Raw genomic sequence first — 19,606 nt, forward strand, 5'->3', positions numbered from 1 at the left:
AAAGCACCCGCCCCTCGCTTTCGCTCGGGACGGGGATGGGAGAAGCCCGCTCCGACCGGGAGGGGTTGGAGCGGTGACCAGTTGTCGCGCGCATTCTCCAGTTCGCGCGGCCGCACGAACGGTCCGCCGTGCGCCCGGTGGAGTGCCGGGCGCACGGGGGTGTTAGATGCCTAGTTTTTCGTTGAGGAGTTGGCGGACTTTGGCGGCGTCGGCTTGGCCTCGCATGTCTTTCATGACGGCGCCGATCAGGGCTCCGGCGGCGGCTGGTTTGCCGGAGTTGACCTTCTCGACCACGTCGGGGTTGGCGGCGATGGCTCTGTCGATGGCTTCCAGCAGGGCCGAGTCGTCGGAGACCAGCGCCAGGCCGCGCTTCTCGATGATCTCGGCCGGGGTGCCCTCGCCGGCGAGCAGGCCCTCGAAGACCTGACGGGCCAGCTTGTCGTTGAGGGTGCCCTCGTCGACGAGCTTCTGGACCTCGGCCACCTCGGCGGGGCCGACCGCGAGCGCGTCCAGGTCCTGGCCGGACTCGTTCGCCGAGCGGGCCAGCTCACCCAGCCACCACTTCTTCGCGGCCGCCGGACTCACACCGAGCTCCACCGTCGCTACGATCTGCTCCAGCGCGTTGCCGTTGATGGCGTCACGCATCTCGAGATCGGTGAACCCCCAGTCCTTCTGCAGTCGCGCACGACGCGCCGACGGCAGCTCGGGCAGAGTCCCGCGCAGCTCGTCGACCCAGTCCCGCGACGGCGCGACCGGCACCAGATCAGGCTCCGGGAAGTACCGGTAGTCGTCCGCGTCGGACTTCTCCCGCCCGGACGTGGTGATGCCGGTGTCCTCGTGCCAGTGCCGGGTCTCCTGCAGCACCTTGCCGCCGGACGACAGCACCGCCGACTGCCGGGTGATCTCGTACGTCACCGCACGCTCGACGGACCGGAACGAGTTCACGTTCTTCGTCTCCGTACGCGTACCGAGCGCCGTCGACCCGGACGGCTTCAGCGACACGTTCACGTCCGCCCGCAGCGACCCCTGGTCCATCCGTACGTCGGACACGCCCAAAGCGAGCAGCAGATCGCGCAGCATCGCGACGTACGCGCGCGCCACCGCGGCGGCCTTCTCCCCCGGCACCTCGATCGTCTTGGTGACGATCTCGATCAGCGGGATCCCGGCCCGGTTGTAGTCGACCAGCGAGTGCGTCGCGCCGTGGATCCGGCCGGTCGAACCACCGACGTGGGTGGCCTTCCCGGTGTCCTCCTCCATGTGCGCGCGCTCGATGTCGATCCGGTACGTCTCGCCGTCGACGACGACCTCGGTCCAGCCGTTGAACGCGATCGGCTCGTCGTACTGCGAGGTCTGGAAGTTCTTCGGCATGTCCGGGTAGAAGTAGTTCTTCCGGGCGAACCGGCACCACTCGGCGATCTCGCAGTTCAGCGCCAGGCCGATCCGGATCGCGGACTCGACCGCCTTCGCGTTCACCACCGGCAGGGCACCCGGCAGGCCGAGGCAGACCGGGCAGGTCTGCGTGTTCGGAGGCGCACCGAACTCGGTCGGGCAGCCGCAGAACATCTTCGACCGGGTGTTCAGCTCGACGTGGACCTCGAGCCCCATCACCGGGTCGTACTGCGCCAGCGCGTCGTCGATTTCCAGTACGGCGGCAGTCATCGGGTCACCTCCAGCTCCGGAGCCTTCGTCATCAGTACGCCGCCCCACTGCTCGGCCAGCGCCGCCTCGAGCGCGGCACCGACCTGGTACAGCAGGTCGTCGCGCATCACCGGCGCCATCACGTGGAAGCCGACCGGCAGTCCGTCCTCGTCGGCGAGGCCGCACGGGAACGACGCGGCCGCGTTGCCGGCCAGGTTGGACGGGATCGTGCAGAGGTCGTTCTTGTACATCGCGATCGGGTCGTCGATCCGGTCGCCGATCGCGAATGCGGTCGTCGGCGTGGCCGGCGAGACCAGCACGTCGACCTGCTCGTACGCGGCCGCGAAGTCACGCGCGATCAGCGTCCGCACCTTCTGCGCCTGACCGTAGTAGGCGTCGTAGTACCCGCTGGAGAGCGCGTGCGTGCCGAGGATGATGCGGCGCTTCACCTCGGCGCCGAAGCCGGCCTCGCGGGTCAGCGCGGTCACCTTCTCGGCGCTGTTCTCGCCGTCGTCGCCGACGCGCAGGCCGTACCGCATCGCGTCGAACTTGGCCAGGTTGGACGAGGCCTCGCTCGGCAGGATCAGGTAGTACGCCGGAAGCGCGTACTGGAAGTGCGGGCAGGAGACCTCGACCACCTCGGCGCCGAGCTTGGTCAGCAGCTCGACCGCCTCGTGGAAGCGCGCCTCAACGCCGGGCTGGTACCCCTCGCCGCCGAGCTCCTTGACGACACCGATCCGCAGGCCGGCGACATCACCGTTGCGGGCCGCCGCGACCACCGGCGGGACGTCCTGGTTGATCGACGTCGAATCCATCGGGTCCCAGCCGGCGATCGCCTCGTGCAGTAGGGCCGCGTCGAGGGTCGTCCGCGCACACGGACCGGGCGTGTCGAGCGAGGACGCCAGCGCGATCAGGCCGTACCGCGAGGTGCCGCCGTACGTCGGCTTGACGCCGACCGTCCCGGTGAACGCACCCGGCTGACGGATCGAGCCGCCGGTGTCGGTGCCGATCGCGAGCGGGGCCTCGTACGCCGAGATCGCCGCGGACGAGCCACCGCCGGAACCGCCCGGGATCCGGGTCAGGTCCCACGGGTTGTGGGTCGTGCCGTACGCCGAGTTCTCGGTGGAGGAGCCCATCGCGAACTCGTCCATGTTGGTCTTGCCGAGGATCACGATCCCGGCCGCCTTCAGCCGCTTGACGACGGTCGCGTCGTACGGCGGCTTCCAGCCCTCGAGGATCTTCGAGCCGGCGGTGGTCGGAACACCCTCCTGGGTGAGCACGTCCTTCAGCGCCAGCGGGACACCGGCCAGCGGAGCGAGCTGCTCGCCCGCGGCGCGCTTGTCGTCGACCGCCTTCGCCTGCGCCAGCGCGCCCTCGGTGTCGACGTGCAGGAACGCGCGTACGTCACCGTCGACGGCGGCGATCCGGTCCAGGTGGGCCTGGGTGATCTCGACCGAGCTGGCCTGCTTGGACTGCATGAGGTCCGCGAGCTCGGCTGCGGTCTTCCTGGTGAGGTCACTCATGGTCAGTCCTCCTCCAGGATCCGCGGCACCCGGAAGCGCTGCTCCTCCGCGGCCGGCGCGCCGGAGAGCGCCTGCTCGGGGGTGAGGCACGGGACGTTCTCGTCCGCGCGCATCACGTTGGTCAGCGGCAGGGCGTGCGAGGTCGGCGGGATGTCGTCCGCCGCCACCTGGCTGACCTGCCCGACCAGGGTGATGATCTGGTCGAGCTGCGGCGCAAGGTGGTCGAGCTCGGCGTCGGAGAGCTCGATCCGCGCCAGTCGCGCCAGGTGCGCGACCTCTTCGCGGGTAATCGATGGCATGAACAATCCAATGAGTGCAGTAACCGGAGGTGCAACACCGCAAGGTTCCTGGTGTTACCCAGGCCATCTTAGGGGGCGAGATGTCAGTGATGTTTCGCCGTCCCCCGACCTGTGGACAACACCTGGATGAGATGGGCGGGCGTGTCTGTCCCTACCGCTCTGTAACATGGGCGGCGACAAGGCGTTACGCGCATGGTTTTGGGCTGGGAGATGATCGTTCGGTGTTCCTGCTGCGCTTGATCATCCCCGACCGGCCCGGTTCGCTGGGTGTGGTGGCGACCGCCCTCGGTGAGGTGAGCGCCGACATCCACGCGATCGAGATCGTCGAGCACCGGCGGGAGAACGGCACCGCGGTCGACGACATCGTGGTCGACCTGCCGCCCGGCGTGCTGCCGGACCGCCTGGTCTCGGCCTGCAACAGCGTTCCCGACGTCGAGGTCATCTGGTTCTCGCGGTACGGCGCCGGTGGCGGCCTGCACATGGACCTGGAAGCGGTCGAGCAGATGACGTCCGCACCGGCCGAGGCGATCGACATCCTGGTCGAGCAGGCACCGGCCGTGCTGCACGCGGACTGGGCGGCGCTGCTGGACGGTACCGGCAGCGAGGTGAAGGTGGCGCTGGAGACCAGCGCGACGCCGGAGTTCGGCGATGTCGCCGGGCAGTGGCTGCCGCTGGAGAAGGCGACCACGCTGGACGCTCCGGACCACAAGGGTCTCGCGGAGTCCGTGCTGGTCGCGGCACCGCTGGAGTCGGAACGCCGGATCCTGGTCATCGGCCGCCGCGGCGGCCCCGAGTTCCTCGGCTCCGAAGTAGCCCGGCTCTCCTACCTGGCCTCCCTGGCCGTCACGATCCGCGCAACCGCCTGATCACCGGCGGGCGGTTCAGGTGAACTGGAAGTAGGCGAGGGCCCACAGACCGGCGATCACCAGCAGAATGACGACGCCGACCAGGGAAACGATCAGGATCGCCTGGCTGTTGCTGCCGTTCCGGTCCGGGAGGTCGAACTGGGTGGGGCCCCAGGCCCCACCGCCGTCGACGCGCCGGACCGCCTCGGGCGGCGGCTGTGCCACCGTCCGGGACTCCCGCTTCTCCCGGGGGAACTTCAACTCCGGCCTCCGTACAACCCGACTCAGGCGTAGAACGTCTCGTACTCGATCGACACCCGCTGCGACCCGTAACTGCCCGACGAGTCGCTGTCGATCTCGACCTTCCAGCCGCCGACATAAGCAGCGTACTGCTTGCCGTCGCTGTGGGCCTCGATGTACGCCTTCACCGCGGCCGCGTTACCGCCCTGCAGGACACCGAACGCGTCGCCCATCACCGACTTCATCGCGGTCTTCACCGCGCTGCCGTCCGCGGAGACGCTCAGCTCGAGGTCCTTGATGCCCTTGCCGGTGCTGGCGTAGAAGAACACCCGCTGCGAGCCGTACTGACCGACGTCCTTGCGGCAGGAGGCGGTGCAGACGTACCACTTGGCCTTCAGCGCGGCGGTCATCTGGGCGGCCGTGGTGTCGAAGGTCTGGTCCGGCAGGTCCAGCGAGTCCTCGCCGTTCTTGTGGCCGGACAGCCGCAGGCTCGAGCCCGAGTTGCTGAGCTGGAACTCGCCCCAGCCGGTACTGACCTCGCCCGACTGCTGGCCGGTCTTGACCGCGTCCTGGACCTTCGTGACCGAGTCGCCGCCGAACGTGTCGTTGCCGACCGCCTGCAGCACCTGGCCGAAGGCGACCTGGGCGTTGTTGTTGTTCTCGTCGTCCGTGGTCTCCAGCCGGACCGCGATGATCGTGCCGTCGGACTTGAACTGGAAGATCGCGTCCGCCTGCTTGGTGCCCTCGTACTTGAAGCAGCCGCGGTGTGCGCCCTGACCGGTGTTGAACAGGTCGCTGCAACCGAAGCCCATGCCCTGCAGCTTGTCGGTGATGCCCTTCGCCTGGCCGGTCGCGTTGCCCAGCTCACCGCCCGTACCCGGGCCGGCGCTGGTGGAGGGGGACGTCGACGGGTCGCCGCCCTGGGTCGACTGACCGCTGGTCGGCTGGCTCGACGGGGTGTCGTCACCGCCGAACGCACGGATGCCGAGGAAGACCAGGAGCGCGATCACGATCAGGCCGACGACGCCACCGCCGATGAAGAACGGCAGCTTGTCCTTGCTGATGCCGAACGGGCCCTTGGAGCCGCCGCCCGGACCGCTCGGCTGCCACTGCCCCGGCTGACCGCCCTGCTGCTGGTGCCAACCACCCTGCTGCGGCGGACGCTGGCCCCAACCCTGCTGCTGGTAGGCACCGCCCTGCTGCGGCGGCTGACCCCAGCCACCACCGGGCTGTCCCTGCTGCTGACCGGGTTGCTGACCCCAACCGCCACCAGGCTGCCCTTGCTGCTGACCGGGCTGCTGACCCCAGCCGCCACCAGGCTGGCCCTGTTGTGGCCGGTCCTGCTGCGGCGGACGACCCTGCTGCGGGGCCTGCTGGGGCTGCTGCGGCGGCTGACTCCAGCCACCACCCTGCGCGGGAGGCTGTTGCCCCCAGCCACCTTGCTGCGGCGGCTGCTGCGGCGGTGGCTGCTGCTGCCCCCCTGGTCCCCCGTGCTGCCCGCCTGGCTGGCCCCCCGGCTGCCCAGGACCCCACGGTCCCTGCGGCGGCGTCGTCATATATTGCTCCTTCTGACCCAGATCTCGACGTGCAAAGTTAACAGTCGGACGGCTCAGTCCGTCCGCCGGATCCACTCGGCCGGAAAATCGTTTACGACTCGTCCGCGGACGGTCGGGTCGCCACCGCCTCGGCGGCCTCGGCGCCGTCGTCCAGCAGCACCTGGAACCCGGCCGAGTCCAGGATCGGTACGCCGAGCTGAACGGCCTTGTCGTACTTCGATCCGGGCGAATCGCCGACCACCACGAACGAGGTCTTCTTGGAGACCGAACTCGCGACCTTCCCGCCGCGCCCGACGATCGCGTCGGTCGCCTCGTCGCGGCTGAACCCCTCGACCGTCCCGGTCACCACGACCGACAGCCCGGCCAGCGTCTGCGGCAGCGTCGGACCGGTCCGCTCCTCGCGCATCACCACGCCGGACGCCTGCCACTTGTCCACGATCTCCTGGTGCCACGGCACCTGGAACCACTCGATCATCGCCTGTGCGATGGTCGGCCCGACCCCCTCGATCTCGGCCAGTTGCTGCTCGCTCGCCGCCCGCACGTCGCCGATGTTGCCGAACACCTCGGTGAGCGCCGCGGCCGCGGTCGGCCCGACGTGCCGGATCGAGAGCGCGACCAGGGCCCGCGACAACGGCTTGGTCTTCGCCTCCTCCAGGTTCGCGAGGAGTTTGCGCGCGTTCGCCGACAAGGCGCCGGCCTTCGTGGTGAAGAAGTCGCTCGCGGCCAGCTTCTCCTCGGTCAGCGCGAACAGGTCGCCCTCGTCCGCGATCAACCCACCGCGGATCAGCGCGTCCGCCGCCTTGAACCCGAGCCCCTCGATGTCGAACGCGGACCGCCCGGCCAGGTAGAACAGCCGCTCCCGGAGCTGACCCTGGCAGTACTGCGAGTTCGGACAGCGGATGTCGACGTCCGACTCCTTGGCCGGCGCGAGCTTCGTGTTGCACCACGGACAACGCGTCGGCATCTCCCACGCCGGCAAGCCCTTCGGGCGCAGGTCCACCACCGGCCCGAGCACCTCGGGGATCACGTCACCCGCCTTCCGCAGGACGACGGTGTCGCCGGGGCGGACGTCCTTGCGGGCGACCTCCTTGGCGTTGTGCAGGGTTGCGTACTCCACCGTGGACCCGGCGACGCGCACCGGTTCCATGTGCGCGAACGGGGTGACCCGGCCGGTGCGGCCGACGTTCACCTCGATCTCGATCAGCTTGGTGTTCACCTCTTCCGGCGGGTACTTGTACGCGATCGCCCAGCGCGGGGCACTCGAGGTCGACCCGAGCGCGCGCTGCAGGTCGAGCTCGTCCACCTTCACCACGACGCCGTCGATCTCGTGGTCGACCGAGTGCCGGTTCTCGCCGTAGTACGCGATGAACTCGTTGACCTCGGCGAGCGTGCCGACCCGGCGGGCACGGTCGCTGACCGGGAGGCCCCACTCCTTCAGCTGCTCGTACGCCTCGGAGAGGCGGCCGAATCGGTATCCCTCCACCTTGCCGAGGCCGTGCACGACGAAGCGCAGCGGCCGACCGGCCGAGACCCGCGGATCCTTCTGGCGCAGGGATCCGGCCGCACTGTTGCGGGGGTTGGAGAAGACGTCCTTGCCGGCCTCGACCAGCTGCGCGTTCAGCTCCTCGAAGTCCTTGACCCGGAAGTACACCTCGCCCCGGACCTCCAGGAACGCCGGGAGGTCGTCGCCGCGGAGCTGCTCCGGGATGCTCTTGATGGTCCGCACGTTCGGAGTCACGTCCTCGCCGGTGCGGCCGTCGCCGCGGGTCGCCCCGGTGACGAGCTTGCCGTTCTCGTACACGAGGTCGAGGGCGAGGCCGTCGACCTTGAGCTCGCAGAGGAACCCGCTGTCGTGGATCTGCTGCAGCGTCACCTCCCGCTCGAGCCGCTTCGCCCAGGCCTCCATCTGCTCGGCGGAGAACGCGTTGCCGAGGCTCTCCATCCGCATCGGATGGTTGACCGGCGTGAACAGCGTCGAGATCGGCGCGCCGACCTTCTGGGTGGGCGAGTCGGGCGTACGGAGCTCCGGGTACTGCTCCTCGAGGCCCTGCAGCTCGTGCATCAGCGCGTCGAAGTCGGCGTCCGAGATGATCGGGCTGGCCAGGTAGTACCGCGCGCGGTGGTCCTCGATCTCCTGACTCAGCTCCGCATGCCGGGTCCGAACCTCCGCGGGCGCCCCAACGTTCTCGCTCATAAGCAGAACTTACATGGGGCTACGGACAGTTTTCGTTCATTCGTCGGCGGCTTCGCCGACCACCTCGACGATCTCGCGGAGCAGTTTCAGGCGGGCCCTGGCGTCGGCCGGCGTCGGCGCTGCCGCGAGACCGCACGCGGGCGTGATCACCACCTGCTTGAGGAGTTCCGGGTCGAGCCCGAGTTCACGCCAGCGCCGTATCAACGGCTGCGCGGCCTGCTCCGGCCGCGGTACGGCACCGGTGGTCGGCACAACCCCCGCATAGATCGTGGTCCCTGCTTCGGCCGCAATAGCGACCTGGTCCCACGCAGCGTTGTTGAGCAGGGATACGTCGAACGCCACCCCGCTGGCGCCTGACTTGCTGAATACCTCGATCGGCGGCCTTGCGGCGCAGCAGTGGACGAGCGTGGGCGCAGCACCCGTGAAGAGGCTCAGAAGCTCTACAGCCCCAGGACCGTCGACAGAACGGTGCTTGCTCCAGCCGGACGCTGTCGGCACAGCACCTGCCAGTACGGCGGGGAGCCCGGGCTCGTCCACCTGTAAGAGCACCTCCGCACCAGGCACCCGCTTACGTACTTCGGCCACGTGCTGCTCCACGCCGTACGCCAGAGCCTGCGCGAGATCCCGCCGCGCACCGTAGTCGGCCAGCACCTTGTCGCCGCGCGGGCGCTCCACAGCAGCCGCAAGCGTCCACGGTCCGGTGACCTGTACCTTCAGCTGGCCCTCATAGCCGTACGCGTACTCCTCCAGTACGTCCAGGTCTTCGTGCAGCAACGCGCGCGCCCGCCGCTGGTCCATGCTCGCCCGCGCGTCCCCACCACCGGTCAGGCGCCAGCCGACGGGCTGCAGGTCAGCCGCGAGCTCTGTGAGTACGGCGATCGTCCGGCTGATCATGTCGCCGTACGGACGCGCCGGCAGCTCGGCCAGGAACGGGAGGTCGACGATCTCGAGTGCTGTGCGCGTCCACTCGCGGATGTCGTCGCCGGGGACCGAACCGAGACCAGTAGTCGTCATACCGTCGCCGCGACTCGCTGGACCGAGTCGATGGTGGCGGAGCCGATCACTCGGGTTCCGTCATACAGCACGACGGCCTGTCCAGGAGCGACGGCGGAGGTGGGCTCCTCGAAGGAGACCTCCACCAGATCGCCCTGGACCGTTGCGACCACCGGAACCTCTTCGCCGTGGGCACGGAGCTGAGCCTTGGCACGCACCTGGGCAGCCGGGGCGGGGCCGCACCAGCGGGGCTTGGAAGCGGTCAGGTTCGAGACGGCCAGTTCCTGGCGGGAGCCGACGGTGACGGTGCGGTCGACCGGGCTGATGTCCAGGACGAAGCGGGGCTTGCCGTCGGCGGCCGGCGTACCGATCTTGAGCCCCTTGCGCTGCCCGATCGTGAACCCGTGCGTGCCGGCGTGCTCGCCGAGCTTGTTGCCCTGCGCATCGACAATGTCGCCCGGCGCCTCGCCGAGCTGCGCGCCGAGGAACCCGGCGGTGTTGCCGTCGGCAATGAAGCAGATGTCGTGGCTGTCCGGCTTGGCGGCCACCGACAGTCCGCGCCGCTCGGCTTCCTCGCGGACCTCGGTCTTGACCGTGTCACCGAGCGGGAAGAACGCGTGGGCGAGCTGCTTCTGGGTGAGCACGCCGAGCACGTACGACTGGTCCTTGGCCGGATCCACCGCCCGGTGCAGCTCACGGCCGGACGCAGTGTCGACGATCCGCGCGTAGTGCCCGGTCGCGACCGCGTCGAAGCCGAGCGCCAGCGCGCGATCCAGGACGGCGCTGAACTTGACCTTCTCGTTGCACCGCAGGCACGGGTTCGGCGTACGACCGGCGGCGTACTCGTTGACGAAGTCCTCGACCACGTCCGCGTGGAACCGCTCGGCCAGGTCCCAGATATAGAACGGGATGCCGATCACGTCCGCGGCCCGCCGGGCGTCGCGGGAGTCCTCGATCGTGCAGCACCCGCGCGCGCCGCTGCGGTACGACTGCGGGTTGCGGCTGAGCGCCAGGTGCACGCCGGTCACGTCGTGCCCGGCCTCGGCCATCCGCGCCGCCGCGACCGCGGAGTCCACTCCGCCGGACATGGCTGCGAGTACCCGCATCAGGTGTTCCTTCCCACGTTCTGCAATCCGGCGGACTTCGCGCGCTCCACCACTGGTCCGATGTTGTCCAGGACCGCGTCGACGTCGGCCTGGGTCGAAGTGTGCCCGAGGGTGAACCGGAGCGAGCCGCGGGCCCGCTGGTCGTCGTACCCCATCGCGAGCAGCACGTGGCTGGGCTCCGCGACACCGGCGTTGCACGCGGAACCGGTGGACACCTCGATCCCGCGCGCGTCGAGCAGCAGCAACAGCGAGTCGCCCTCGCAGTCGCTGAAGGACAAGTGTGCGTTACCGGGCAAGCGGCCGACCGGATCACCGGAGAGCTTGGCGCCCTCGACGGTGCTGGTGATGCCGTGGACAAGCGTGTCGCGCAGCTCGGTCAGCCGCGTCGCCTCCTCGGCCTGGTACTTCACCGCATGCTCCGCGGCCACCGCGAACCCGGCCGTCGCGGGCGCGTCGAGGGTGCCGGAGCGGACGTCGCGCTCCTGTCCCCCGCCGTGCAGGATCGGCGTCAGCTGCGTCTCCTTGTGCACGACCAGCGCGCCGATGCCGTACGGACCGCCGAGCTTGTGCGCCGACACCGTCATCGCGTCCACCCCGAGCGCGGCGAAGTCCACCGGCACCTGCCCGATCGCCTGGACGGCGTCGGTGTGCACGGGTACGCCGTACTCCTGGGCGATCGCCGCGACCTCGGTCACCGGCTGGAGAGTGCCGACCTCGTTGTTCGCCATCATCAGCGTGACGAACGACACGGACGCCGGGTCACGCTCGACCGCCCGCCGGACGTCGTCCGGGTCCACCCGGCCGAGCTCGTCGACCGGCAGCCACTCGATCTCGGCGCCCTCGTGCTGCCCGAGCCAGATCGCCGGATCGAGGACAGCGTGGTGCTCGATACCGCTGAGCAGGATCCGGCGGCGGCGTGGGTCCTGCGCCAGGCGGGACCACCACAGGCCCTTCAGCGCGAGGTTGTCCGCCTCTGTACCGCCCGACGTGAACACGACCTCGCTCGGCTGCGCCCCCAGCGCGGCGGCGATCGACTCGCGCGCCTCCTCGACCGTACGGCGCGCCAACCGTCCGGAGCCGTGCAGGGACGACGCGTTACCGGTGCGGCTGAGGTGATGGGTCATCACCTCGATCGCGGCCGGGAGCATCGGAGTCGTCGCCGCGTGGTCCAGGTAGACCGTGCGACGGTCGGTGGCAGTCATATCGGTTTCAAGGGTATGTCCGCCGCGGATGTTCCCGCTCCCCGGGCGGGTCATGGATCCGGTGACCCCCGCGGCGCGTCATCCTTCCCGAGGGCGACGACCGGGTACGGAAGGTGACGGATGAACGACTGGTGGACCGAACACCGGCAGAACCAGCAGCTGTCGGATCTGCAGAGCGAGATGTCGTACGCGCGTTCCGAGACGTCCAGCCTGCGGTCGCAGCTGTCCCGGATCCAGGGCAGCCTGCAGACCAAAGTGGAGAGCATGTCCCGGGCCTTCGACGCGTTCGTCGAGCTGTCCGACCTGCGGCACGAGACCGTCGGCTTCGCTGACGCCGCCGAGCTCCGGCGCTACGCGGCGCGGGTGGTGAGCGCGATGGCGGCCGGTTCGGAGCTGCCGACGGCCGGCGATCCCGTACCGCAGTACTGGCTGGAGCCGGCTGTGACCGCACTGATCTCGCTGCACGGTGGGACGCCCGAGGAGGAGGCGGTGAGTACGGCGATCAAGCTCGACGAGCGCCGTACGTCGACCTTCCTGGCGCTGGCGTTGGCGGCGCTCGGGCAGCGGCACCAGGTACGGACCGAGTGGCTGGATGCGGCGTTCGGCGTACCGAACGACGACGGGACGCTTACCCGGGTACAGCGGGTGCTGTGGACGACGGCCGCACGAGGTGGCTTCGGGGCGGAGGCGCTGGACCTCGTGGTGAAGCGGCTGCAGCTGGGTACGTCACCCGACGGCACCTGGCTGGCGCGGCTGGAGTCTCGCGGCAGCGCGGCCTCCCGGCCGCGCGGTCTGAAGGCCACGGAGCAGCAGGACGATGCCTGGACGCGGTTGAGCCGGGTCCGGGACGCTGTGGACTCGATCGTCGGCAACACCGAGGCCCGGGAGCCCGACCCTGCTTTGACGACCGGCGCGGACACCGACGCCGAACCGGAGAAGAACAGCGCCGCGGCGTTGTTGCGGCTGCTGATCTCCGAGGGCAGCGAGCCGGAGCGCGAGACGCTGGCGCGCATCGCCGTACTGCGGGCACGTGTGACCGGTGGCTCCGACACGGTCGAGACGCTGTCGGACTCGGCCGGTACGGTCGACAAGCTGCTCGCCGACGACCTGAGCATGTCCGCGGATCCGCATCTGACTGCGACCGCCCTGCGCGTTATCGCGCCGGCGGTGCTGCCTGCCGTGGAGAGCCTGGCGCAGACCGCCGACCAGCCCGCTCCGTCGGAGGTGACGGTCGACAGCGGCTCGCGGACCATCACCGTCCGCGCGGACGGACCGGACCAGCTCGAGCTGGCTACGGCGACATCCGCGCTCACCACCGGCGTGGGAGTCGCCACAGCCAAGCAGAATGCGCTGCCGATCGGCCTGATCGCCGGTGGCGTGGTGGTCGCACTCGGCCTCGGGCTGCTCGTCCACTGGTTCTGGATCGTCGTCGGCCTGGTCATCGCCGCCTTCGGCCTGAACAGCTACGTCAGACTCCGCTCAGCCCTCAAGGCCGACCGCGAGCGAGCCGCCGGCGAAGTAACCAACCTCAACGACCGCTGCGCCACGGCAACCAAGTCCCTGACGGACTACATCGACAACACCCCGGTCCGCCAAGCCTCCATCACCACCTCCCTCACCACCCTCCGCCAACAACTCACCCCCTGACGCCGGCCCTTTGGGCGTGCGAAGGCCCGGCCGGGGTGACCGGGCCGGGCCTTCGTGGGTGCTGCGGGGTCAGGACTTGCGCTTGGTTACTTCTTCGGTGGCGGTGGGGAGGACCTTGTGGAGGTCGCCGACCACGCCGAAGTCGACCAGTTCGAAGATCGGGGCCTCGGGGTCCTTGTTGACCGCGACGATCGTCTTCGAGGTCTGCATGCCGGCCCGGTGCTGGATCGCGCCGGAGATGCCGGCCGCGACGTACAGCTGCGGAGAGACCGTCTTGCCGGTCTGACCGACCTGGTACGCGTGCGGGTACCACCCCGAGTCGACCGCCGCACGGGACGCGCCGACCGCCGCGCCGAGCGAGTCGGCGAAGGCTTCGACCGGGCCGAAGTCGCCGCCGGTACCGCGGCCACCGGACACGATGATCGCGGCCTCGGTCAGCTCTGGACGGCCAGTGGCCGCGCGAGGCTTGGAGTCGGTGATCCGGGCCGTCTTCGCGGCGTCGGAGATCGTCACGTCGAACTCCTCCACCTCCGGCGACGTCTCAGCGGCTTCCGGGGTGGCAGCGTTCGGCTTGACGGTGATGATCGGCGTGCCGTGGGTGACCTTCGCCCGGACGGTGAAGTTGCCCGCGAACACCGACTGCGTGGTGACAGCGTCACCGTCGACAGCCTGAACGTCGACGGCGTCGGTGATCAGGCCCGAGTCGAGCTTGACCGCGAGCCGGGCCGCGATCTCCTTGCCCTCGGCGTTCGACGAGATCAGGATCGCCGACGGCTCGAGCTTCGCCGCCACCTGCTGCAGCGCCTCCGCCTTCGGCGCCACCAGGTACTGCGACAGCTCCGGGTCGGACAGCGCGATCACCTTGGTCGCGCCGTACTGCCCCAGGGCCGGAAGCGCCTCGGAAACACCGTCGCCGATGAACACGGCGACCGGCTCGCCGAGCCGGCGGGCGATCGTGAGGAGCTCGGCGGTCGTCTTGCGGACCGCGCCCGCGGTGTGGTCAACGAGAACCAGAACGTTCGACATTACTCAACCGCTCCTCAGAGGAACTTGTTCGTGGACAGGAACTCGACGAGCTCGGCGGCACCGCTGCCGTCCTCGTCGGTGATGATCGTGCCGGCGGTCCGCGCCGGACGGGCGGTCACCTCGACCACCTCGGTCCACGCGCCCGAGCCACCCACCTGGTCCGCGGTCAGCTCGAGGTCGGCCAGCGACCAGGTCTCGACCGGCTTCTTCTTCGCGGCCATGATGCCCTTGAACGACGGGTACCGCGGCTCGTTGGCCTGGTCCGACACCGACAACACCAGCGGCAGCGTGCCCTCGACGGTCTCGCTCGCGGTGTCGCCGTCGCGGCGGATCCGGACGGTCTGCCCGTCGACGGTCACCTCCGAGCCCAACGTCACGGCCGGCAGCCCGAGCCGCTCCGACACCATCGCCGGCACGACACCCATGCCGCCGTCGGTCGAGCCCATCCCGAACACGACCAGGTCGGCCTCGAGCTTGGCCAGCGCCTTCGACAGGATCAGCGAGGTGGCCACCGCGTCCGAACCGTGGATCGCGTCGTCCAGCACATGGACGCCCGCGTCGGCACCCATCTGCAGCCCCTTCTTCACCGCGTCGGCAGCCTGCTCCGGACCGACCGTGAGCACGGTCACCTCGGCGTCGCCGACCTCCTTCACGGTGAGCGCGGTCTCGACGGCATACTCGTCCAACTCGGACAGCAGCCCGTCGACACCGGCGCGGTCCACCGTGTTGTCCTCCGAGCGGAAGCGGCGGTCCGCCGTGGCATCCGGCACGAACTTCGCGCAGACGACGATCTTCATAGCGTGTGGGACCCCTTCTGGTTAACGGTCTCTCCAAGCCTGCCACGGATGTTACCCGCGAGAAACATACGACTGGTGCGAGTCCCATCACAGTCTCGGGCACGACTAGTGTTGCGCAGGTGACCGAGACGTTACCGCTGACCGGTGAGAGGACTGCGCCCGGGATCTGGCACGAGAACTACTGGTTCGCGCGCCACGACGCCGCCTATCGCTGGATCACGGCCAACCTGCCGGTCGGGCGGACCGGCCGGGTCCTCGACGCCGGATGCGGCGAGGGCTACGGTGCGGAGCTGCTCCGGCTGGCCGGCGCGAGCCCCGTGACCGGTCTCGACTATGAAGATACGACGTTGCGGCACGTCCGCCGGGTTTATCCACAGGTCAATGTCGCGCGCGGCAATCTGGTGCAGACGCCCTTTGCCGACAGGGCTTTCACGACCATCACCTCACTGCAGACCATCGAGCACCTGTGGGAGCAGCCGCGTTTCGTCGCCGAATGCGCCCGGATCCTCGCACCACAAGGCACCTTGGTCCTCAGTACGCCGAACCGCCTGACGTTCCCGAGCGGGAACTGGTACCACACGCGCGAACTGACCGCCGCCGAGTTCACCGAACTGCTCGAGCCGCACTTCGGGATCACGCACGCGCTCGGACTGCGCCACGCCGCGAAGCTCACGTCATGGGAGGCGCGGTACGGCTCCTGCGTGGACGCGCAGCTCGCCGCCGAGCACGACCAGTGGGACGACAACCTGGCCGGGCTCGTGCGGAGTACGACGTACGAGGACTTCGAGATCCGCCCAGGAGACCTGGACGAATCTCTCGATCTGATCCTGGTGGCGAAACCTAAGGCCTGATGATCTTCTCGACGATCTTGCCGGCGATCAGGTAGACCAGCGCCGCGATCCCCCAGTTGACCAGCAGGGTGTTCTTCGCGGTCTGCAGCCGGAACAGGTCCTTGAACGGGCCGACCAGGTCGTGCCCGCGCTCCAGGATCCAGCGCACGATCTCGTTGCTCTGGTTGGTCTGGTCGAGCGCGGTGAACAGCGCGCCGAGGGCCAGTACGGCGGCCGCGAGCACCGCGATCAGCCAGATCAGCGAGGCGATCAGGTTGCGCAGCTTCCGGACGCCCGAACCGACCGAGGTCAGCGCCTGCTTGCCCTTGCCGGACGAGCCCGAGGACGAGCTCTTCGACACCGGCGGTTTGTTGCCCGAGGCACCCGACGGTTTGGCAGCAGCCGCCGTACCAGTCGCCGCCTTCTCCGACTCCTTGCCAGAAGCATTACTGGAAGCACTTTCGGAAGCACTGGGAGCCCCGGCAGCGGCATCCTCCGAGTTCACCGCTGCCGCGGCCGCCTTCTCCCGGGCCCGCTGCTCCGCCACGATCTCCGCCGCCGTCTTCGGCCGGGCAGTCTTCGTCGCCGTCGCTGCGCCCGAGCCGCTCGCCGCGGCCGAGCCCGTATCGGTACCGGTGCCTGCGGCCACGTCGGTACCGGCTTCCGTCCCCGGCGTCGCGCCGGGCTTGGCGGCGTCGGCGGCCGCGGCGGCCGATGCCTTCTCGTCCTGCGTACCCACGTCGTCCATCTCCTCAGCCGGGGTCCGTTCCTCGTCCGTGGCAGCCGGCGCTCTCCTCCGCCGGCTGACCGGGACCGGCCGCGGTGACAACCGGCGACGGGCGCCCGCCACGGGTGCCGCTGCCGAACTGCCGTCCGCTGCCTGTACTTCCGGGTCCACGTTCACGCCCATGTCTGGTTCGTTTGTTTCAAGCACTGGTTCCAACGTAGCGCTACCGGGTACCGACTCGGCCACGATCGGCACCGGATCGACCGCACGCGTCCGCGCCTGCGTGATCGATCCGTCGGCCGCGGCCTGGTCCAGCGGCGACCGGGCGGCCGGATCGGCCGGGTCGATCGCAGCCTGGTCAGCCACGCTACTTCTCCTCTCCGATACGCAGCCGGTCCATGCCGTCACAGGCGTCCGACCGGACGTGGGGGCCATAGTGCCCGACTGGTGAGTAACTTGAGAACCCCTCGGAGCTCTCTTTTTCACCACCTGCTTCTACCTCATCACCACCCGCATCCCCCGGCGCCACGCTCGCAGGCTTCTCCACCGGCGGCATCCCGGCCTGCAGGAGAGCCGCCGTACGGTCGTTCGCCTCGGCCAGACCGGCCAGGTATTTCCGTCGCTCGGCGTCGTCGGCGTACCGCTGGGTGCGGTCCGCGAGCACCTTCGCCGGTACGCCGGCCGCCACCGCGTACGCCGGGATGTTGCCGCGGGCAACACTGTTCGCGCCGATCACCGCGCCGCGGCCGATGTCGGTACCGCGGGTGACCGTGACCTTCGTGGCCAGCCAGCAGTCCGGGCCGATCCGGACCGGCGACTTCACCAGCCCCTGGTCCTTGATCGGCAGGTGCAGCTCGTCGGTCTTGTGGTCGAAGTCGCAGATGTACGTCCAGTCCGCGATCAGCGTCGACGCACCGATCTCGATGTCCAGGTAGCAGTTCACTGTGACGTCGCGGGCGAACACCACCTTGTCGCCGATCCGCAGCGTGCCCTCGTGCGCGCGCAGCCGGGTCTCGTCACCCAGGTGCACCCAGCGGCCGAGCACGATCCGTCCGTGACCGGGCCGCGCCACGATCTCCAGATGCTTGCCGAGGAACACGAAACCCTCGGTGATCACCTGCGGATGGCGCAGCCTGAACCAGGCGAACCGCCAGTAGCGCTTCAGGTAGTACGGCGTCCACGCCCGATGGCGCACCACCCAGCGCAGATTCGCCACGGACAGCAACCGCATCGACACACCCTACTGCTTGTCCTGTTACTTGCTCGCGACTCCGGTGATCGAGACGTTGTAGTACAGCTCGTCGGGGACGACGGACGACAGCACCTTGTCGACCTTGGACAGCTGCAGCCACGACTTGTACGCGAACATCCTCCACCCGAACCCGAGCTTCTGCTCCGGTACGGCGGCCTCGAACGTGCGGATCGGCCACCCGACCCACGCGGCCAGCAGCTCCTCGGTGACGGTCGTGACCTGAACAGCACCGGCCCGCGTCGCCGTCCGCGCCAGCGTGTCCGGGTCGAACGTGTGCAGGTCCACGACCGCTTCCAAAGCAGCCGCCCGGGACGACTCGTCGAGCTCGGACTGCGGGCGGCGCCAGTTCGCCAGGGCCGGGAGCTTCGTGACGTTCGTGGTCGCCCACCAGGTGAAGCGGGACAGTCGCCGGGCCACGAAGTCGCCGTACCGGGTGGGCTCGCCGCAGATCACGAAGCGGCCGCCGGGCTTGAGGACCCGGAGCATCTCGCGGAACGCCAGCTCGACGTCCGGGATGTGATGGATGACCGCGTGGCCGATGACCAGGTCGAACGTGTTGTCGTCGTACGGGAGTTTCTCGGCGTCGGCGACCCGGCCCTCGATCGCGAAGCCGAGGGTCTTCGCGTTCTTCTTCGCGGCCTCGACCATGCCGGGCGACAGGTCGGTGACGTGCGCCTCGTCGAGGACGCCGGCCAGCTTGAGGTTCAGCGTGAAGAAGCCGGTGCCGGCGCCGATCTCGAGCGACTTCCCGTACGGCCAGCCGCGGGTTCCGGCGACCGCGGTGAAGCGGTCGCGGGCGTAGTCGACGCAGCGTTCGTCGTACGAGATCGACCACTTCTCGTCGTACGTCGAGGCTTCCCAGTCGTGGTAGAGGACCTGGGCGAGTTTGTTGTCGTTCCAGGCGGCCTCGACTTCTTCGGCGGAGGCAGCGGGCTTGGAGGTTGCAGACATCTACTTTCCCTTGAACTCGGCTTTGCCCGGGCCGTTCTCGACGAAGGACTTCATCCCGATCGTGCGGTCCTCGGTGGCGAACAGTGCGGCGAACTGCTGGCGCTCGATCTCCAGTCCGGTGGTCAGGTCGACGCCCAGACCGGAGTCGATCGACTCCTTCGCGGCGCGCAGGGCCATCGCGGCGCCGCGGGTGAACTGGGACGCCCAGGCCACCGCTTCCTCGTACACGGAAGCGGCCGGGACCACCTTGTCGACGAGGCCGATCTGCAGGGACTCGGAGGCGTCGACGAAGCGGCCGGTGTAGATCAGGTCCTTGGCCTTGGACGGGCCGACCAGCCGGGACAGGCGCTGGGTGCCGCCGGCGCCCGGGATGATGCCGAGCAGGATCTCCGGCTGGCCGAGCTTGGCGTCGTCGGCGGCGATCCGGTAGTCGGCGCAGAGCGCGAGCTCACAACCGCCGCCCAGCGCGTAGCCGGTGATCGCGGCAACGGTCGGCTTCGGGATCGCCGCGACCGCGGACAGCGAGGCCTGCAGCGGACCGGAGCGCTTGGCCATGTCGGCGTACGACATGTCGGCCATTTCCTTGATGTCGGCACCGGCGGCGAAGACCCGCTCGCCGCCGTAGATCACCACAGCGCGGACGTCGTCGTCAGCGGTCGCCTCGAGAGCGGCGGCCCGGATCTCCTCCTGCACCTGCACGTTCAGCGCGTTCATCTTCGGCCGATCCAGTCGGATCGTGCCGACCCCGTCGCTCACGGTGAGATTCACGAACTCGCCCAT

18 protein-coding genes are annotated in these 19,606 nt (G+C 69.3%); 3 read left to right on the forward strand and 15 right to left on the reverse strand.

Annotated features, from left to right (window positions below):
- Positions 1-162 precede the first annotated feature (162 nt).
- Genes gatB through gatC form a run of 3 tightly spaced genes read right to left on the reverse strand, consistent with a single transcriptional unit; the run spans position 163 to position 3,460 of the window.
- Complete coding sequence (gene gatB, locus ACZ5BU_RS35220) at positions 163-1,659, reverse strand: Asp-tRNA(Asn)/Glu-tRNA(Gln) amidotransferase subunit GatB (protein ID WP_465705100.1); 1,497 nt, start codon at positions 1,657-1,659, stop codon at positions 163-165.
- A complete protein-coding gene (gene gatA, locus ACZ5BU_RS35225) occupies positions 1,656-3,161 on the reverse strand; it encodes an Asp-tRNA(Asn)/Glu-tRNA(Gln) amidotransferase subunit GatA (protein ID WP_465705102.1) in 1,506 nt (501 codons plus the stop codon). Before gatA ends, gatB begins: the two co-directional genes overlap by 4 nt.
- Positions 3,162-3,163: 2 nt before the next feature.
- Complete coding sequence (gene gatC / locus ACZ5BU_RS35230) at positions 3,164-3,460, reverse strand: Asp-tRNA(Asn)/Glu-tRNA(Gln) amidotransferase subunit GatC (protein WP_141852528.1); 297 nt, start codon at positions 3,458-3,460, stop codon at positions 3,164-3,166.
- 221 nt (positions 3,461-3,681) lie between these two features.
- On the opposite strand from gatC, the gene ACZ5BU_RS35235 reads away from it, so the two are divergent.
- Positions 3,682-4,326: an ACT domain-containing protein gene (locus ACZ5BU_RS35235; protein ID WP_465705104.1), complete on the forward strand. Its 645-nt coding sequence runs from the start codon at positions 3,682-3,684 to the stop codon at positions 4,324-4,326.
- Positions 4,327-4,341: 15 nt separating this feature from the next.
- On the opposite strand, the gene ACZ5BU_RS35240 is transcribed toward ACZ5BU_RS35235, so the two are convergent.
- The 6 genes from ACZ5BU_RS35240 to ACZ5BU_RS35265 all read right to left on the reverse strand — a co-directional run bounded on the left by ACZ5BU_RS35240 (position 4,342) and on the right by ACZ5BU_RS35265 (position 11,596).
- Positions 4,342-4,566 (reverse strand): hypothetical protein, encoded by a 225-nt coding sequence (locus ACZ5BU_RS35240; protein WP_465705106.1) that lies wholly within the window; start codon positions 4,564-4,566, stop codon positions 4,342-4,344.
- Between the two features lie 23 nt (positions 4,567-4,589).
- The gene (locus ACZ5BU_RS35245; RefSeq protein ID WP_465705108.1) at positions 4,590-6,101 is read right to left on the reverse strand and encodes a hypothetical protein; all 1,512 of its coding nucleotides are present in this window, start codon (positions 6,099-6,101) and stop codon (positions 4,590-4,592) included.
- 91 nt (positions 6,102-6,192) lie between these two features.
- On the reverse strand, positions 6,193-8,295 hold the full coding sequence (ligA, locus tag ACZ5BU_RS35250) for an NAD-dependent DNA ligase LigA (RefSeq protein WP_465705110.1): 2,103 nt from the start codon (positions 8,293-8,295) through the stop codon (positions 6,193-6,195).
- A 36-nt stretch (positions 8,296-8,331) separates the two neighbouring features.
- Positions 8,332-9,309, reverse strand: coding sequence for a uroporphyrinogen decarboxylase/cobalamine-independent methonine synthase family protein (locus tag ACZ5BU_RS35255; RefSeq protein ID WP_465705112.1), 978 nt, complete (start codon positions 9,307-9,309; stop codon positions 8,332-8,334).
- The gene (mnmA, locus tag ACZ5BU_RS35260) at positions 9,306-10,394 is read right to left on the reverse strand and encodes a tRNA 2-thiouridine(34) synthase MnmA (RefSeq protein WP_465705113.1); all 1,089 of its coding nucleotides are present in this window, start codon (positions 10,392-10,394) and stop codon (positions 9,306-9,308) included. Before mnmA ends, ACZ5BU_RS35255 begins: the two co-directional genes overlap by 4 nt.
- Positions 10,394-11,596, reverse strand: coding sequence for a cysteine desulfurase family protein (locus ACZ5BU_RS35265; protein WP_465705115.1), 1,203 nt, complete (start codon positions 11,594-11,596; stop codon positions 10,394-10,396). The genes mnmA and ACZ5BU_RS35265 overlap by 1 nt, the downstream gene beginning before the upstream one ends.
- Before the next feature lie 120 nt (positions 11,597-11,716).
- Here ACZ5BU_RS35265 and ACZ5BU_RS35270 point away from each other — a divergent pair, with 120 nt between their 5' ends.
- Positions 11,717-13,243 (forward strand): hypothetical protein, encoded by a 1,527-nt coding sequence (locus tag ACZ5BU_RS35270; RefSeq protein WP_465705117.1) that lies wholly within the window; start codon positions 11,717-11,719, stop codon positions 13,241-13,243.
- 69 nt (positions 13,244-13,312) lie between these two features.
- Here the strand turns inward: ACZ5BU_RS35270 and ACZ5BU_RS35275 are convergent, their stop codons facing one another.
- On the reverse strand, positions 13,313-14,269 hold the full coding sequence (locus ACZ5BU_RS35275) for an electron transfer flavoprotein subunit alpha/FixB family protein (protein WP_465705119.1): 957 nt from the start codon (positions 14,267-14,269) through the stop codon (positions 13,313-13,315).
- A gap of 14 nt (positions 14,270-14,283) precedes the next feature.
- The gene (locus ACZ5BU_RS35280) at positions 14,284-15,066 is read right to left on the reverse strand and encodes an electron transfer flavoprotein subunit beta/FixA family protein (RefSeq protein ID WP_465705121.1); all 783 of its coding nucleotides are present in this window, start codon (positions 15,064-15,066) and stop codon (positions 14,284-14,286) included.
- A gap of 119 nt (positions 15,067-15,185) precedes the next feature.
- On the opposite strand from ACZ5BU_RS35280, the gene ACZ5BU_RS35285 reads away from it, so the two are divergent.
- Positions 15,186-15,917, forward strand: a complete 732-nt coding sequence (locus ACZ5BU_RS35285) for a class I SAM-dependent methyltransferase (RefSeq protein ID WP_465705123.1) — start codon at positions 15,186-15,188, stop codon at positions 15,915-15,917.
- On the opposite strand, the gene ACZ5BU_RS35290 is transcribed toward ACZ5BU_RS35285, so the two are convergent.
- The 4 genes from ACZ5BU_RS35290 to ACZ5BU_RS35305 are packed head-to-tail and all read right to left on the reverse strand — an operon-like array spanning position 15,907 to position 19,606.
- On the reverse strand, positions 15,907-16,989 hold the full coding sequence (locus ACZ5BU_RS35290) for a hypothetical protein (RefSeq protein WP_465705125.1): 1,083 nt from the start codon (positions 16,987-16,989) through the stop codon (positions 15,907-15,909). The two genes, ACZ5BU_RS35285 and ACZ5BU_RS35290, sit on opposite strands and share 11 nt — an antisense overlap.
- A 1-nt stretch (position 16,990) precedes the next feature.
- On the reverse strand, positions 16,991-17,854 hold the full coding sequence (locus tag ACZ5BU_RS35295) for an acyltransferase (protein WP_465705127.1): 864 nt from the start codon (positions 17,852-17,854) through the stop codon (positions 16,991-16,993).
- A gap of 24 nt (positions 17,855-17,878) precedes the next feature.
- On the reverse strand, positions 17,879-18,826 hold the full coding sequence (locus tag ACZ5BU_RS35300) for a class I SAM-dependent methyltransferase (RefSeq protein WP_465705129.1): 948 nt from the start codon (positions 18,824-18,826) through the stop codon (positions 17,879-17,881).
- The gene (locus ACZ5BU_RS35305) at positions 18,827-19,606 is read right to left on the reverse strand and encodes an enoyl-CoA hydratase/isomerase family protein (RefSeq protein WP_465705131.1); all 780 of its coding nucleotides are present in this window, start codon (positions 19,604-19,606) and stop codon (positions 18,827-18,829) included.

It is taken from the genome of Kribbella sp. NPDC031520 (genome assembly GCF_055580825.1).

Bases quoted from the DNA above. Each gene is read 5' to 3' on its own strand.
- ACZ5BU_RS35270 (WP_465705117.1), top strand. From the start codon at position 11,717: ATGAACGACTGGTGGACCGAACACCGGCAGAACCAGCAGCTGTCGGAT.
- gatB (WP_465705100.1), bottom strand. From the start codon at position 1,659: ATGACTGCCGCCGTACTGGAAATCGACGACGCGCTGGCGCAGTACGAC.
- gatC (WP_141852528.1), bottom strand. From the start codon at position 3,460: ATGCCATCGATTACCCGCGAAGAGGTCGCGCACCTGGCGCGACTGGCG.
- gatA (WP_465705102.1), bottom strand. From the start codon at position 3,161: ATGAGTGACCTCACCAGGAAGACCGCAGCCGAGCTCGCGGACCTCATG.
- ACZ5BU_RS35280 (WP_465705121.1), bottom strand. From the start codon at position 15,066: ATGAAGATCGTCGTCTGCGCGAAGTTCGTGCCGGATGCCACGGCGGAC.
- ACZ5BU_RS35255 (WP_465705112.1), bottom strand. From the start codon at position 9,309: ATGACGACTACTGGTCTCGGTTCGGTCCCCGGCGACGACATCCGCGAG.
- ACZ5BU_RS35295 (WP_465705127.1), bottom strand. From the start codon at position 17,854: ATGCGGTTGCTGTCCGTGGCGAATCTGCGCTGGGTGGTGCGCCATCGG.
- mnmA (WP_465705113.1), bottom strand. From the start codon at position 10,394: ATGCGGGTACTCGCAGCCATGTCCGGCGGAGTGGACTCCGCGGTCGCG.
- ACZ5BU_RS35300 (WP_465705129.1), bottom strand. From the start codon at position 18,826: ATGTCTGCAACCTCCAAGCCCGCTGCCTCCGCCGAAGAAGTCGAGGCC.
- ligA (WP_465705110.1), bottom strand. From the start codon at position 8,295: ATGAGCGAGAACGTTGGGGCGCCCGCGGAGGTTCGGACCCGGCATGCG.
- ACZ5BU_RS35245 (WP_465705108.1), bottom strand. From the start codon at position 6,101: ATGACGACGCCGCCGCAGGGACCGTGGGGTCCTGGGCAGCCGGGGGGC.
- ACZ5BU_RS35265 (WP_465705115.1), bottom strand. From the start codon at position 11,596: ATGACTGCCACCGACCGTCGCACGGTCTACCTGGACCACGCGGCGACG.
- ACZ5BU_RS35305 (WP_465705131.1), bottom strand. From the start codon at position 19,606: ATGGGCGAGTTCGTGAATCTCACCGTGAGCGACGGGGTCGGCACGATC.
- ACZ5BU_RS35275 (WP_465705119.1), bottom strand. From the start codon at position 14,269: ATGTCGAACGTTCTGGTTCTCGTTGACCACACCGCGGGCGCGGTCCGC.